Source organism: Rhizobium cerradonense (genome assembly GCF_030182455.1).
GTDB lineage: Bacteria > Pseudomonadota > Alphaproteobacteria > Rhizobiales > Rhizobiaceae > Rhizobium.
Map to the genome: position 1 here is coordinate 166,757 of NZ_JAQJCK010000008.1, position 13,202 is coordinate 179,958.

Genomic DNA, 13,202 nt, shown 5'->3' on the forward strand with positions numbered 1-13,202 from the left:
GCCTCACGCCTTCAGCGCCGCCGGAACGGCGCGACGATGGCGGGACAGACGATATTCCAGCAGGCCGAGCGCCTGCAGAATGATGAAATTCAAGATGAGGTAGATGGCCGCCGCGCAGAGGAAGACCTCCATCGTGCGGTAGGTATGCGAGATCAGTCGCTGGGCAACGCCGGTCACTTCCCAGACGGTGACGAGACTTGCGAGCGCCGTCGACTTCATCATCAGTACGATTTCGGTCGAATAGGCAGGCAACGCGTGGCGGAAGGCGATCGGCGCCAGGACACGCCGCACCAGCAGGAAGCCGGACATGCCGATCGAACGCGCCGCCTCGATCTCGCGCGGCGAGACGGCGCGAATGCCGCCCCGGAAGATCTCCGCCGTATAACCGGCGGTGCAAAGCGCCAGCGACAGCACGGCACAGACGAAAGGCTCGCGCAGCAGCGGCCAGAGAGGCCCGTAACGGATGAATCCGAACTGGGCGAGCCCGTAAAAGATGAGGAACATCTGGATCAGCAGCGGCGAACCGCGGAAGATGAAGATGTAGCCCTTGGCGATGGCGGTAAAGACCGGATTGCCGCCGACCCGCATCCAGACGATCAGGATTGCGAGGACGCCGCCGATGGCGATCGACAAGAAAAACAGCGCCAGCGTCGTCGGCAGAGCTTCGAGCAGCGTGAGCATGGTCTGTCCGAGAAAAGCGAAATCCATGATCAATCCTCAGGCCTGGCCCATTGCGGAGGGCATGCTGCGATTGGCGCGCCGTTCGGCGCCGTTGAAGATGCGATCCGACAGGCTCGTCAGGATGAGATAGAGCGCACCGCCCACGATGAAGAACAGGAAATATTGCCGCGTCGAACCGGCGGCGACCTGGCTGGTGCGCATCAGCTCGGCAAGGCCTGTGACGGAAATCAGCGCCGAATCCTTGAGGCTCAACTGCCAGACATTGCCCATGCCGGGAATAGCGTAGCGCAGCACCTGCGGCATGATGATGCGCCGAAATCTCAAGCCTTTATGCATCCCAATCGCCGAGGCGGCTTCAAGCTCGCCCTTGGAAATAGCGAGATAGGCGCCGCGGAACACTTCCGCCTGATAGGCGCCGGAGATGATGCCGACGGCGAGCGCACCGGCCGCAAACGACGGCATCCCCAGAAACCCTTCATAGCCGAGGGATTTGCCGATGCTGGTTATGGCGCTCGAGCCGCCGAAATAGATAAGATAGATGATGAGCAGTTCCGGCACGCCGCGGAAAACGGTTGTATAGACGTTTCCAAGCGTCTTCAGGATGAGATTGCCGGAAAGCTTCGCCGCCGCGATGATAGCGCCGAAGACAGCGCCGATCGCCAATGCGACCGCGGTAACGCACAGCGTCATCAGCGCCCCGAGCAGAAGCAGAGCGCCCCATCCGGTCGAGCCGAAACCGATCAATTGCAATATCGCCATCTCGTTCGTTCCCCGTACCGAGCGGTCTGTTTTCTTGATTAGTCAAACATAACATGCGGGAAGCGGCATTGAAGCCGAGAGCCGGCGCCTCCGTCATCCGGAAGCGCCGGCGAACGATCATTCCTGCGGCGAGACGTCCGTCTTGAACCACTTCATGGAGAGGTTCTTCACGGTGCCGTCGGCAAGTGCCGACTTGATTGCCGCGCTGAACATGTCGCGCAGGTCCGTGTCGGACTTGCGGACGCCGAGGCCTTCGCCGACGCCCCAGATCGGGCCGGCGACTTGCGGGCCGGTGAAGGCGAGTGCGCCGTTGGCGGCATCGAAAGCGGTCTGGAAATAGACGGCATCGTCGAAGCCGAGATCGATTCGGCCGTTCTGCAGATCGAGGTCACGGTCGGCGCCGGTCTTGTATTCGCGGATCGTCGCGACGTCGCCGAAGTTGTCGTAGATGAACTTGGCGTAAACGGTAGCGGCCTGAATGCCGATGGTCTTGCCCTTGAAGGCTGACTTCAGCGCGTCGATCTCCTTAACGCCGGTCTGGCCGGGCGTCATCTTGACGGTTGCGCCGGTGCCGGCAGCATTGGCCAGCGGGCTGTCCTTTGCGGTCGCGAAAGCGGCCGGTGTCGCGGCATAGGGAACGGTGAAGTCGATGACCTGCTTGCGCTCGTCGGTGATCGATAGCGCATCCATGATCACATCGAACTTGCCGGCGTTCAAAGCCGGTATCATGCCGTCCCAATCGGAGGCCACGAGCTTGCATTCAACCTTCGCCCGCTCGCACAGCACCTTGGCCAGCTCCGGTTCGAAGCCGCCGAGCGTGCCGTCGGAGTTTGTCAGGTTCCACGGCGCATAAGCGCCTTCGAGCGTGATGGTAACGGTTTTCCAGTCCTTTGCCTGGGCCGCAGGGCCGGCGAGAACGGTGAGCGCCAGGGCGCTGGAAAGAAGGGCATGTCTAATCTTCATCGATGTTCTCCTCTTGAGATCGAAATAGCCAATTTCTTTTTACGCCAGTCTTCGCCGGCTTGCCGGTCGCGGACCTCATTTGCTGGTCACATCGATCGGATGGTTGTATAGGGTACCATATGTGATATTTTGTGTTATGCAAGTGCCAAGTCGATTTACAATGCGAATTTCGCGACTGCACAAGGATTAGGCAATGAAACGCGCTACCGATCGGAAACGTGAGCTGGCCGAAAACGACTCCGGTCCGCTTTACGCCGGCGTCAAGCAGATGATCCTGGATCGAATCCACAGCGGCGAATGGCCGCCGAAGCATCGCGTACCCTCGGAAAACGAGCTGGTCGTCGAACTTGGCGTCAGCAAGATGACCGCCAACCGGGCGCTGCGGGAGCTTGCCAATGAAGGCGAACTCGTTCGCATCCAGGGCGTGGGCTCCTTCGTCGCCGAGCGCAAAGGGTATTCGGCACTATTCGAGGTGCGCAACATAGCCGATGAGATCGCCGAGCGCGGCCATGTCCACGAGGCCTCCGTCGTCGTTTTGGCCCGGGAAACCGCCTCTCCCGAGGTTGCGGACGCGCTGGAGCTGGAGATCGGGGCGGCGGTCTTTCACTCGCTGATCGTCCACAGCGAAAATGGCGTTCCGGTGCAGATCGAGGACCGTTTCGTTCATCCCGAAGCAGCGCCCGAATATCTCGAGCAGGATTTCACGACGCTGACGCCGAATGCCTATCTGACGGCTGCCGCCCCGCTCAGCGGTTCGGAACACATCGTCGAGGCCGCGATGCCGCAACCCTGGGAATGCAAGCTCTTGACCGTCCTGAAAACCGAGCCGTGCCTGGCGATCCGCCGGCGCACTTGGTCAGCGCGACAGGTCGTCTCCATCGCCCGCCTCGTCTATCCCGGACACCGGTACCGGCTTGAAGCACGCAGCGGCAAGATGTTCGAGGAATAAAAATGCCGATCAACTTGTATATGGAAGATCATGCGCTTATGCGATGAGTGGGTTCGAGAACGCACTCAGCCACCGTCCCGCCTCTCCCTGCTCTTCACGGCCGGATCCGGCAGCACCGTGCCGAACACGTGATCCCAGAAAAGCGACGAGACACCATAATTCCCCTCGTCGGTAGAGGCATGATGCTGCGCATGCCAGCGCTTGGCGCGGTAGAGATAGGTGCCGTGCGGAATCCGCCAGTGATGCATGGCATGATGCATCGTGCCATACGTGAGATAGCCAAGCGTCATGCCGACGGTGAAGCCTGACGCCACGCCGAAGCCGAAAGCCCACCACGACGGCAACAACACGCCCGCGGCCATGAAAGACAGGCTTAGCCAGATCGGCGTGTCGATCAGTTCGGTCGGCGCGTGGTGATGTTGGATGTGCATATCGCGCACATAAACGACATGATGCAGCACGAAGCGGTGGATAAGGTACTCGACCAGCGTCCATGCGGCTGCGCCGATCACGATCGCGGCGAGCCAGATCAAAGGCCGGCCATCATAGCCCCAAGCAAAATAGGCAGCGATCAGTCCGGCAGTGATGATCGGGTAGACGACAAAATCCGTATAATAAGCGATCGCATTTGGTTTTCGCGAGAGAGAGCGCCTCATGTGGCTTGCTCGCTGCATTGACTGCGAAGATTCGTCATAAGATTCTTCTTCATTCTCTACAGGCAGAAACGATTCACGTGCCTCTGTCGCCGTTTGGTTGAGAACGCGCAAAGAAGCGAAAGCACTTTAATATCTGCATATGAGCGGGATTCGCCCTCATGTGCAGGCCGCTTCAAGGTCGAGACAGAGCGGCCAGCCCATGGCTAAACGCATTCTACTCCATTTCGCTCGCAAGAAGCCGGGCGCTGAAACCCGCTTAGCGCGAAGCAGCATAGAAGCATGCCGAACAAGATGTGTCTTAAAAAAATGACAGGCAAGTGACGCACCGCCGAGGTCTGGCGATATAGGCGACATCATATAACGAAAGAGCGACCAACACGATTGGGCGGCGTGTTGGTCGCTCTGCGTAGCGACGGGTGCTTCCGGTTGGGGGGCCTTTTCGCACCCGCCGCAGCGGTTGTTCAATCATCCGGATCTGTTACGTCGTCCGATGGCGCCGGTGTCGATGCTTCCAACGCATCGCGAACCTGATCTATCTTTCCGACGGCGGGGCCGACACCCAGGACATCCTTGGCCTCCGCCAGCGTTCTATCTGTCACGACGCCATTTTTCGAAGCCTGAGCAAGCGCCGAACGAAGCGCGTCGTCACTGAGGGCTGGGTCTGTCGGTATAGCATTGGTTCCGTACTGCATTTCGAATTCGGCATAGTCCCTGACATAGGCCGCGATTGCTGCGAATTTCGGATCCTTGGAATTCATGTAGGCATGATAATTCCGCTTGAGGGAATTGAGGCTACCAAGCTCCGCCGCCTGCGTTTTGACCTTGGTCACGTTATGTTTCTCAAGCTTCTGATTGGCAACAGCCGACTTCGAGACGTGAGGCGCGTGCTTGACGTGGCCCACATTGGTATCCACATCCCCATCCGTGTCGCTTGAATCCGCGTCATCGGACTTAGCATGACTCGAATTGGCGCTGCCGTGGCTCCCGCTATTACCATTACCGCCGCCGTTTCCATGGCCGCCGCCGTTGCCGTTTCCGTTTCCGCCCTTGGCATACGCGAGGCTTGTGAGACCCACAACGGCGCCACCGGCCGGAACAACGGCGAGCGTCACGGCGATAATGGTCGTTCCGAAGACTGATCCGAATTTCATATGCTTCTTCCTTTCATTCCAAACGTGCGCCCTTCCGGTGCTACGCAACGGTGATGAGGGACGAGGGACGAGCAACGGGCAACCACGCCGCTCGTCCCACGCAACCGCGACGCGGGACGAGCAACGAGCAACCGCGTTGATCGCCACAATATTGCTAGAAAAGAAAGTTTCTACATGGGTCAGACCAATGCCATCGGTGATCGGACCTTAGCCTGATCGCCGATATGGCCGAAAGTCTCATCGATTCAACGGGGCTCGGGGGACGTCAATTCCGAGACTTGCCGGTGAGATGAATTTTCGCCATTTGACGCGCTGCCCGGCTACGATAGGTATGCCGTATTGGGTGGTTATCGCTGAAAGTAGCCAGACATGCAGACGAGCCTTAAATCAATGCTGTCGCCGGTTCGTTTACTCGCGAGCTGGAATTCTCAATCGCTGGCAAAACAATTTCTGCTGATCGGCGGTTTCGTTTCCGCCTGCGCGCTGCTTCTCGTCGGCGCTTTCGTCACCAACCTTATCGAGGAGGCTGTCACGCGCAACTCCGCCGCCAGCACCGCTCTTTATGTTGACAGCGTCATTGCGCCTTTGCTCCCCGATATGCAGACGACGGAGGTTCTGGACGATACGGTGACTCACGCTCTCGACGAAACACTCGGCGAGGGTGCGCTTGGCAGCCGCCTCATGTCCTTTCGCCTGTGGCGTAACGACGGCACCATCCTTTATTCCAACGACAAAAACCTCATGGGCAAACAGTTCCCGCTCAGCAATGACCTGAAAACGGCATTTGCCGGCACGATGGTGGCGCAGTTCAACCAGCTTGATGACGTCGAAAGCGTTGCCGAGCGCAACAGTGGCAAGCCGCTTCTGGAGATCTACAATCCGGTCCTCCAGCCCTGGTCGGGCAAAGTCGTGGCCGTTTCCGAATTTTATGAGGTGGCGTACGATTTCGAGCGCAGCCTGAACCAGGCGCGTTTCAGAAGCTGGGTCGCTGTCGCCCTGTTCACGCTGACGTTCTTTCTCATTCTTTCCGTTATCGTCCTTCGCGGAAGCCGAACGATCGAAAGCCAGCGCAGCGCCTTGAAAGCACGGATCGGCGAGCTATCGACGCTTCTGCAGCAGAACGAGATTTTGCACGCCCGGGTTCAAAGAGCCTCACAACGCGCTGCTTCCCTCAATGAAAGCTACCTCAGGCGCATCGGTGCCGATTTGCATGATGGCCCCGCCCAACTTGTTGCCTATGCATCGCTGAGATTGGACAGCGAGGCCCTGATCAATCCACGCACTCCGGCGCGCGAGCGAGAGCGATCGCTTGCCGCAATCAAGTCGAGCCTGGACGATGCGATGGCGGATATTAGAAGCATCTGCAGCGGGCTGGTGCTGCCGCATATCGAATCGGCAAACCTGCCCGAACTATTGCAGCGTGCCGTGCGCTCCCATGAGCAACGAACCGGCATTGCCGTCGGCTTATCCATTTCCGGCAGGACGCAAGAGCTTTCGACATCCACTAAGATATGTATATACCGCTTCGTTCAAGAAGCGCTGAATAATGGCTATCGCCATGGTAAGGGCGCAGCACAGCAAGTAAAACAAACAATCGACGGCGGGCAGATCACAATAGCAGTATCGGATGAGGGACCCGGCTTCGATCCGGCCTATATACCGCCAAGCAGTATCGGTTTGGCAGGCCTGAGAGAGCGGGTAGAAAGCCTCGGAGGCACTTTCGAATTAAAGTCTTCCGAAAGTGGCACCGTGGTTCAAATGTCGCTGAACGCAATGGAAATGGAGCAGATATGACGACGGCAATCAGTCTGGCGGTGATCGATGATCATCCGCTGTTCCGGGAAGGGGTCATTCGCAGCCTTGGCGAGATCGACGGCTTTGCGATCGTTGGCGAAGGCAGCACGAAGGAAGATGCGATCCGAATATCCGAGAACGAACGTCCAGACGTTTTGTTGTTGGATATCTCCATGCCTGGCGGGGGCCTGAACGCACTTCCGCTGATCCTCGAGCGGGTGCCGGGTCAGAAGATCGTGATGCTGACGGTTTCTGAAGCAAACGACGATGTGACGACGGCTCTCAAGAGCGGGGCGAAGGGATATGTGCTGAAGGGGGTAGGATCGAGAGCGCTGGCTGACATCCTCCGCACCGTGGCTTCGGGAGAAAGCTATGTCGCCCCCACTCTTTCCGCTCGCCTGATCTCCGGCGACGGCAACGCCTCCTCGAAAAAAGCGGATCTCCTGCGCGACTTGACAGGCCGGGAAAGCGAGGTCCTTCAGCTCGTTGCGGAAGGATTGAGCAATAAGCATATCGGGCTGAAGCTAGATCTCCACGAAAAGACGGTGAAGCATCATATGACCCAGATTTTCGCCAAATTGGGTGTTGCAAACCGAACGGAGGCTGCGATGGCCTTTCGCGATGCGCTTGAAAACCGGGGTTAGTGAAGGAAGGACTTCAGTCTCCGCTGATCGGCTGCGGTCGCGCTACGATTGATGATGGTGCGACCCTTCGAATCCTTCATGACATAACGTCCATTTTCTATTTCTTCGCTCATGCCGTCATCGTGGCGCACCGTCATCGATGCGTCATCATCGGTTGAGTCGTCCGCGTCGGTTTGGGTCGAGGTAGCGCTTTTTCCGTTGGCTTTACCATTGCCGTTTCCACCGGCATTTCCATTGCTGCCGCCGTTTCCGCTATTACCGCCGCCGTTACCATTGCCGCCGCCGTTGCCATTACCCCCGCCGTTGCCGCCGCCATTACCATTGCCGCCGCCGTTACCATTGCCTCCGCTTTTTGCATCCGCGGTTTGCGCGACAAGCCCGATGGAGGATCCACGAATCTCGACGGTATAAGGCGTTGCCACAAGCACAAGCGTAAAGGATGCACCGAGAAGAACGGCGATCGACTTTCCGCGTAAAGACATAGCTGGCCTCCCACACGTTCATGAACGCACACTGCGCGAAAAAGATCGTGCAGTCACCAAATTGAAAACAGCCTTCCGCCACGACATCACATCGTTTTTGCGGACGGAGCCGTCAACCTTTGTCTCGGCAAAAACGCCAATCTCGGACTTCTGCAATTTCGACTAAGACCTTGGTCCCAGCTTGCTATCGGACAAAGGTCGGAAGGGAGGCTGGACTGAAGCCTGAATGGGGAACAGCGCGATTGAAAGGGTGCCCGCCCTGCGCTTACTACTGCTTGGAAAGATACTGACCACACTGACGAAGGGGTGGGGATGAATGTCTTTCGTCACGCTCTGCGGCAGATGGGAAAGGGGCCATCTGTCGGGGGCACGCTCGACAACTCATTTGTTTTGATCGCAGTCGCAGATGCGGCGCGGAGCACGCATGGCGCCCGGACGGGCGCCAGCACAGAAATTCCCGACGGCTTTTCCGGTTTATATCGAAGGGACCGGGTGCGAAAGGCATCAAAATGACAACACAGTGGAAGACGTACCTGGATCAGACGAAACCGCCCGGCGCCATTGTTGATTTCTCAGCCGCTGCTTTCGTCCTCCAGGTCGCGATCAATCTCCGATTCGCCCTGAACTTTGTCGAAGCGACTCCTGAATGTCATTACCTCGCGGAGCGCGTTATGGCATCTGCGGAAATATATGGCCAGGCGAGACAGGCAGGTTCGGCGCCCTCATTTACCGATGCGGAGAAGGCATTGGCAGAAGCCGTAACGCTTCTCGCCATCGAAATGAAACATTGCCCTTCAGCATCGCACCGTGCCGACGTCCCCTTGAACCCGAGCTATCCAGCCGCAACGTCTCAGCCGACAACGATCGACAGAAATCCATTCGGACACGCATCCTTGTAGCCTCCGTCCCGGGAGTGCGTCGGCAATATCTCTCGCAGTCTTCCATGCCGGCAAGGCTGGTCGCTCCGCCAGCGGAATTTGCATGCTTTGGCTTATCGCCGACAGCAGCAAACCGTTATTCGATGACGCGCGCCCTCAATTCCCTGGATGGCACGAGGCAGGTCTCGTATTTGCCGGAAAGGCGGTATCTGTGTCTGGCGATCAGATCATATGCGGCGTTGGCCAGCCGCCGTGGCATCAGGTTCACCACCGCAAGCAGGCTCCAGGGAAAACCGAGACACCGCATGGCGGTGGCGAAGGCGTCCATCTTCGTGTGCAGGATGCCGTCAACGATCACCAAGTTGGTCGATAAATCCGTCGGATCGAGGCCGTAGTGCCGATAAAGCGCCTGTCCAAGCGGGGACTGCGCGGCCGTGAATAGGAAACGACCGGAAGGGTCATGAGCGAAGACAAAACGGATGAACGACGAACAGAAAATGCACTCGTGGTCGAAAACGATAAGACCCTTTTCATGATCGTGAGGCGGCACGTCTGGGTCGTTCCTGAAACTGTATGAGGCAAGTTCGGTCATCAGCATTATCTCCGAAGTGGAGTGAACGTCGCGCCACCTTTCGCGTCAAGTGAAAGCTGCAGCGGCGCTTCATTTCGGCAAGACCTGACACCTCCAGGCCTACGGCTGACTTTTTCCCGGCATTGAAGGCGACGTCGTCCGGAACGGCGCATCAAACCCAAAAACCTTTCCGATGAGATAATCCAAGGACAAACGTCCCGGCCCCCAGGCCATTAGGCCGAGCGCCAACGCCGCCCAAGTGATGTGAACGGGCCATCCATCGGGAACGGTCAGCTCCACGATGGCGGTCATGGCGAGAAGACCGGTCGCGGCAAAACGCGTGGTAAGGCCGAGCACAAGGAGAGTTGAAAATACGACCTCTCCCGAACCTGATAGGAATGCCATCACCGCCGGTGCGGGATAGGGATATGGCCCGCCTGGAAGATGGAGCATGAACTCATCCGAAAAGAGCTCCACGGCCGTATCGCTCAACTGCAGAAATCCGTCCCATTTGAGGATGCCGGAACGCCAGAATGGCACGGCCAATCCGATACGCAGGACGAGTTGCACCAGGGATGGCTGCGCGATCGTCTGTATCAACCGGCTTGCTTTTTCGAGCAATCCGACGATCGGTGCGAACGGCTTGCCGGCAACCGAAGTGTCAAGTGTTTTCAACATCGGAATTCTCCACGTAAATCTCAGTAAAAGCGCCGGCTTCGATCATCTCGGCGATCATGCCGGCGAGATCGAAGGCAGGATTGACGTTCAGAGCTGCTGCCGCAGCCGATCCGAGGCTACCGCCGTCGGCGAGGCATATTAGGAACGAGGCCCCACCGGGCTGCAGCAGCCGGACCACGACGTCGAGTTCCGGCCGCGTGATCAGCGCGTCCTCGGGAACGACGCACTCGATGCGCTCCACCGGCTCGGAGCCTCGGTTGGCGACGAAGATCGTCACGGCCGGAAATTTGGAAGACAGAATTCTTGTCGCCGGATGGGCGCGAAATCGAAGCTCGGATAACTCGTGCGGCGCGACGGCCGACAAATCATCTGCCGAGATCACCGGGCAATCGGCGGCGTGATAGGCGTCCAGCCAGGCCCGCTCCAGCCGCGCGACATCGCCCAGCCACGGCATCGGCTGTGCGTATTCGTAGGCATCGATGAAAGCGGGAAAGTGGTGACCATATTCGAACAAAAGCGGTGATGTCGGCGGCGTCTCGCGAATGTGGAAGCGCGCCATCGCACGAAAGAAATCCGGTCCCGTTATGCGCTGGGTCGCCGGGAAAATCGCGGCCAGTGCCTCGATTAGGCTCACGGTGACGTTATTGCGGTAGACGTTATAGCGCTTGTCGGCAGCTTTCCCATGCGCGCCGACAAGGGAAGCCGGCGTTTGTTGTTCGGGGTTCAACAGCGACTTGGAAAACGTCGAAGCGAATGACGGGTCGCCGCGCCCGATGGACAGGACTTCAGCGGAACGCATGGGATTTGCCCAAGGTTTGAGATTGCCGATCGAGGATCGCTTGCGCTGCGACAGCCTCGGCCCTCAAGACCGGCCAATCGGGAATTTTGCTGTCCCATTCGACCAGCGAGGGAATCGCACCGCATCGCTCGATGACGATCTCATAGAGACGCCAGACGGCATCCGCGACAGGCCCGTCGTGACTATCGATCAACAGCAGCTCGCCTTCATCATCCGTCTGCTCCGCATGACCTGCGAGATGGATCTCACCGACTTTCGACAGGGGGAAATCGGCAAGATAGTCCAGCGCCGAATAGCCGTGGTTCGTGGCCGAAACAAAGACGTTGTTGACGTCGAGCAAAAGACCGCAGCCTGTCCGCCCTGCAATCTCACCGATAAAATCCGTTTCGCTCATGGAGGATTCGGCGAAAAGCACGTAGGTCGATGGATTTTCCAGCAGAATGGGACGTCCGATCGCCGTCTGCATTTCGTCGATGTGATCGCAGACATGCATGAGCGTGGCGCTCGTATATGGCAGGGGCAGCAGATCATTCAGATAGGTATTCTCGTGGGTCGACCATGCCAGGTGCTCGGACACAAGGGCCGGCTCATATCTCATCACCAGCTCGCGAAAACGCCGGAGATGGTCCTTGTTCAGGGGTTGTGGCCCACCGAGGGACATGCAGACGCCATGGAGCGAGATCGGGTGGTCTCGACGCACAAGCTCAAGGGCGTGATGGGGCGGGCCGCCAGCGCCCATATAGTTCTCGGCATGGATTTCGAAAAACCCTTGCCGTCCTGTTTCCGCGAGTATGGCAGGCAGATGTTCCGGCTTGAAGCTCGTGCCTGCCAAGTCATGAACAGAATAGGAGGGAAAGCGGAGCTCGGCACCCGCTTCGACGACAGGAGCGACGGTTCGATTGTGGGCGTTCATCATGTCTTCTCCGCTTTCCGATAGCCGGGTCGATCAGAGGTCGCGCTTGAGGGGCATTAGCGAGCCGTGGCGGCCGCCGGGAATGTCGAGCGAGGCGCAGGTGCCACCCTGAACAAACTTCCAGGAATTGCCCTGGAAATCGACGGTCGACGTGCCCTGGCAAGTGGTTCCCGGGCCGGCGGCGCAATCGTTTTGGCCCTTCAGCGCAACACCGTAGCACTTCTCCTTGTGAGCCGCGATGGCAGCACTGGCTTCAGCTTTCGTCAGCGGTGCGGCGGCGGCCATGGACGCAAGCGCCGTCGTAACCGCGCCGGCGAGCAGGACAGAACTCACAGTAGCTTTCAGCATGAACTATCTCCATTTGGGTTCGTTAACGCCCCTGTCTTGGGGGCACGTCAGGTACTCGTTCGCAGGAGGAGATTCGTTACAGCCGAGATTGTCACGAAGGCGTGATCGCCGGCACGTCGGCCAATCGGATGGCACGGCGGGCGATTGAGGGATGCTGTTCGGGAAGATTGCCGCGCAATATATTGGCGACCGCGCGCCATGGCGGAGCAGAGGACGACATTGGGCCGCATTGCCTGCAATGGCATAGATGTCGCGAACCGCCGGGCGCGAAACCCGGCGGTTAGGATGTCTCTCTTACAAGCCTACATTCACCCGCTGGCCCATCCCGTGGGCACGCGGCGAACACGTTCCTTGAAGCGTTTATCTGGCAGGACGCAATTGCAGCCTCGACACACCAGCAGCAACGTTAAGTCCCGTACCAGCTTCGCCACTCAGCGGCTGCAGACCGAAATTCTTCGAAGAGCCGCCAACGAGCGCGTTTGCTCCCAAACCGACGCCCACTGCGGCGCCGGCGGATGCGCCGACATAGCTGCCGGCCAAAGCGCCTTCGCCGGCGCGAGTCGGATGGATGCTGTAGACGACCCAGCTCAGATAGGACTTGCCTGTCACGCCGATGTCGACACCGAGCTTGCCGATGGAGCCAACATAGTGTTCTGACGGACCTGAACTTCGCTTGAACCTGCAATCGACGGATTTATTGGAGCCGATAATCATACCGACGCCTCCCGCAACTTGGCAGGAAAGTGTGCCGAGGCGCTCCTTAGGCCCTGCCTCGACCTGTTCCTTGTGGGTGTGTTTTTGCGACCGATGCACCGTCGCTGCGTCGGCGGCAGGAACGGCGAGCCCGAGCGAGACTGCGGTGACAATAAGAGCAAGCTTTTTCATAAGGTTTCCTCCTAGATCATTCGCACCTCCCTCAACGCACCGGACCGAAGT

General features: G+C 58.6%; 16 protein-coding genes. 3 read left to right on the plus strand and 13 right to left on the minus strand.

What is annotated here, in order from left to right; genetic code table 11:
• Positions 1-3: 3 nt before the first annotated feature.
• The 3 genes from PH547_RS20105 to PH547_RS20115 all read right to left on the minus strand — a co-directional run bounded on the left by PH547_RS20105 (position 4) and on the right by PH547_RS20115 (position 2,403).
• Positions 4-708 carry an ABC transporter permease gene (locus PH547_RS20105; RefSeq protein ID WP_285169225.1) on the minus strand — a complete coding sequence of 235 codons (705 nt, stop codon included), beginning with the start codon at positions 706-708 and terminating at the stop codon, positions 4-6.
• Between the two features lie 9 nt (positions 709-717).
• Positions 718-1,440: an ABC transporter permease gene (locus PH547_RS20110; RefSeq protein WP_260304892.1), complete on the minus strand. Its 723-nt coding sequence runs from the start codon at positions 1,438-1,440 to the stop codon at positions 718-720.
• Positions 1,441-1,557: 117 nt separating this feature from the next.
• The gene (locus PH547_RS20115) at positions 1,558-2,403 is read right to left on the minus strand and encodes a transporter substrate-binding domain-containing protein (protein WP_285169226.1); all 846 of its coding nucleotides are present in this window, start codon (positions 2,401-2,403) and stop codon (positions 1,558-1,560) included.
• Positions 2,404-2,596: 193 nt separating this feature from the next.
• Between PH547_RS20115 and hutC the strand changes: the two genes are divergently transcribed.
• Entirely contained in the window at positions 2,597-3,352 is a 756-nt protein-coding gene (gene hutC, locus PH547_RS20120) for a histidine utilization transcriptional repressor HutC (protein ID WP_104826450.1), read from the plus strand.
• Positions 3,353-3,417: 65 nt separating this feature from the next.
• On the opposite strand, the gene PH547_RS20125 is transcribed toward hutC, so the two are convergent.
• Together PH547_RS20125 and PH547_RS20130 are read right to left on the minus strand one after the other, a co-directional pair.
• Positions 3,418-4,008, minus strand: coding sequence for a sterol desaturase family protein (locus PH547_RS20125; RefSeq protein ID WP_285169227.1), 591 nt, complete (start codon positions 4,006-4,008; stop codon positions 3,418-3,420).
• Positions 4,009-4,469: 461 nt separating this feature from the next.
• Entirely contained in the window at positions 4,470-5,159 is a 690-nt protein-coding gene (locus PH547_RS20130) for a hypothetical protein (RefSeq protein WP_285169228.1), read from the minus strand.
• A 369-nt stretch (positions 5,160-5,528) separates the two neighbouring features.
• Here PH547_RS20130 and PH547_RS20135 point away from each other — a divergent pair, with 369 nt between their 5' ends.
• The gene (locus tag PH547_RS20135; RefSeq protein ID WP_285169229.1) at positions 5,529-6,953 is read left to right on the plus strand and encodes a sensor histidine kinase; all 1,425 of its coding nucleotides are present in this window, start codon (positions 5,529-5,531) and stop codon (positions 6,951-6,953) included.
• Positions 6,950-7,597 carry a response regulator gene (locus PH547_RS20140; RefSeq protein ID WP_260304887.1) on the plus strand — a complete coding sequence of 216 codons (648 nt, stop codon included), beginning with the start codon at positions 6,950-6,952 and terminating at the stop codon, positions 7,595-7,597. The genes PH547_RS20135 and PH547_RS20140 overlap by 4 nt, the downstream gene beginning before the upstream one ends.
• Here the strand turns inward: PH547_RS20140 and PH547_RS20145 are convergent.
• The 8 genes from PH547_RS20145 to PH547_RS20180 all read right to left on the minus strand — a co-directional run bounded on the left by PH547_RS20145 (position 7,594) and on the right by PH547_RS20180 (position 13,151).
• Positions 7,594-8,079 carry a hypothetical protein gene (locus tag PH547_RS20145; RefSeq protein WP_285169230.1) on the minus strand — a complete coding sequence of 162 codons (486 nt, stop codon included), beginning with the start codon at positions 8,077-8,079 and terminating at the stop codon, positions 7,594-7,596. The two genes, PH547_RS20140 and PH547_RS20145, sit on opposite strands and share 4 nt — an antisense overlap.
• Before the next feature lie 1,014 nt (positions 8,080-9,093).
• Complete coding sequence (locus PH547_RS20150) at positions 9,094-9,549, minus strand: thiol-disulfide oxidoreductase DCC family protein (RefSeq protein WP_260304885.1); 456 nt, start codon at positions 9,547-9,549, stop codon at positions 9,094-9,096.
• A gap of 99 nt (positions 9,550-9,648) precedes the next feature.
• Positions 9,649-10,206 (minus strand): DoxX family protein, encoded by a 558-nt coding sequence (locus PH547_RS20155; protein WP_285169231.1) that lies wholly within the window; start codon positions 10,204-10,206, stop codon positions 9,649-9,651.
• Complete coding sequence (locus tag PH547_RS20160; protein ID WP_285169232.1) at positions 10,190-11,005, minus strand: HvfC/BufC N-terminal domain-containing protein; 816 nt, start codon at positions 11,003-11,005, stop codon at positions 10,190-10,192. Before PH547_RS20160 ends, PH547_RS20155 begins: the two co-directional genes overlap by 17 nt.
• Positions 10,992-11,918, minus strand: coding sequence for an MNIO family bufferin maturase (gene bufB, locus PH547_RS20165; RefSeq protein WP_285169233.1), 927 nt, complete (start codon positions 11,916-11,918; stop codon positions 10,992-10,994). Before bufB ends, PH547_RS20160 begins: the two co-directional genes overlap by 14 nt.
• Positions 11,919-11,951: 33 nt before the next feature.
• Positions 11,952-12,266 (minus strand): BufA1 family periplasmic bufferin-type metallophore, encoded by a 315-nt coding sequence (locus PH547_RS20170; protein WP_104826442.1) that lies wholly within the window; start codon positions 12,264-12,266, stop codon positions 11,952-11,954.
• 91 nt (positions 12,267-12,357) lie between these two features.
• Positions 12,358-12,486, minus strand: coding sequence for a hypothetical protein (locus PH547_RS20175; RefSeq protein ID WP_260304882.1), 129 nt, complete (start codon positions 12,484-12,486; stop codon positions 12,358-12,360).
• 140 nt (positions 12,487-12,626) lie between these two features.
• Positions 12,627-13,151 carry a DUF992 domain-containing protein gene (locus tag PH547_RS20180; protein ID WP_104826441.1) on the minus strand — a complete coding sequence of 175 codons (525 nt, stop codon included), beginning with the start codon at positions 13,149-13,151 and terminating at the stop codon, positions 12,627-12,629.
• Between the last annotated feature and the right edge of the window lie 51 nt (positions 13,152-13,202).

Coding starts and splice junctions, on each gene's coding strand:
- PH547_RS20105 (WP_285169225.1), bottom strand. CDS start 708: ATGGATTTCGCTTTTCTCGGACAGACCATGCTCACGCTGCTCGAAGCT.
- PH547_RS20110 (WP_260304892.1), bottom strand. CDS start 1,440: ATGGCGATATTGCAATTGATCGGTTTCGGCTCGACCGGATGGGGCGCT.
- PH547_RS20115 (WP_285169226.1), bottom strand. CDS start 2,403: ATGAAGATTAGACATGCCCTTCTTTCCAGCGCCCTGGCGCTCACCGTT.
- hutC (WP_104826450.1), top strand. CDS start 2,597: ATGAAACGCGCTACCGATCGGAAACGTGAGCTGGCCGAAAACGACTCC.
- PH547_RS20125 (WP_285169227.1), bottom strand. CDS start 4,008: ATGAGGCGCTCTCTCTCGCGAAAACCAAATGCGATCGCTTATTATACG.
- PH547_RS20130 (WP_285169228.1), bottom strand. CDS start 5,159: ATGAAATTCGGATCAGTCTTCGGAACGACCATTATCGCCGTGACGCTC.
- PH547_RS20135 (WP_285169229.1), top strand. CDS start 5,529: ATGCAGACGAGCCTTAAATCAATGCTGTCGCCGGTTCGTTTACTCGCG.
- PH547_RS20140 (WP_260304887.1), top strand. CDS start 6,950: ATGACGACGGCAATCAGTCTGGCGGTGATCGATGATCATCCGCTGTTC.
- PH547_RS20145 (WP_285169230.1), bottom strand. CDS start 8,079: ATGTCTTTACGCGGAAAGTCGATCGCCGTTCTTCTCGGTGCATCCTTT.
- PH547_RS20150 (WP_260304885.1), bottom strand. CDS start 9,549: ATGACCGAACTTGCCTCATACAGTTTCAGGAACGACCCAGACGTGCCG.
- PH547_RS20155 (WP_285169231.1), bottom strand. CDS start 10,206: ATGTTGAAAACACTTGACACTTCGGTTGCCGGCAAGCCGTTCGCACCG.
- PH547_RS20160 (WP_285169232.1), bottom strand. CDS start 11,005: ATGCGTTCCGCTGAAGTCCTGTCCATCGGGCGCGGCGACCCGTCATTC.
- bufB (WP_285169233.1), bottom strand. CDS start 11,918: ATGAACGCCCACAATCGAACCGTCGCTCCTGTCGTCGAAGCGGGTGCC.
- PH547_RS20170 (WP_104826442.1), bottom strand. CDS start 12,266: ATGCTGAAAGCTACTGTGAGTTCTGTCCTGCTCGCCGGCGCGGTTACG.
- PH547_RS20175 (WP_260304882.1), bottom strand. CDS start 12,486: ATGTCGTCCTCTGCTCCGCCATGGCGCGCGGTCGCCAATATATTGCGC.
- PH547_RS20180 (WP_104826441.1), bottom strand. CDS start 13,151: ATGAAAAAGCTTGCTCTTATTGTCACCGCAGTCTCGCTCGGGCTCGCC.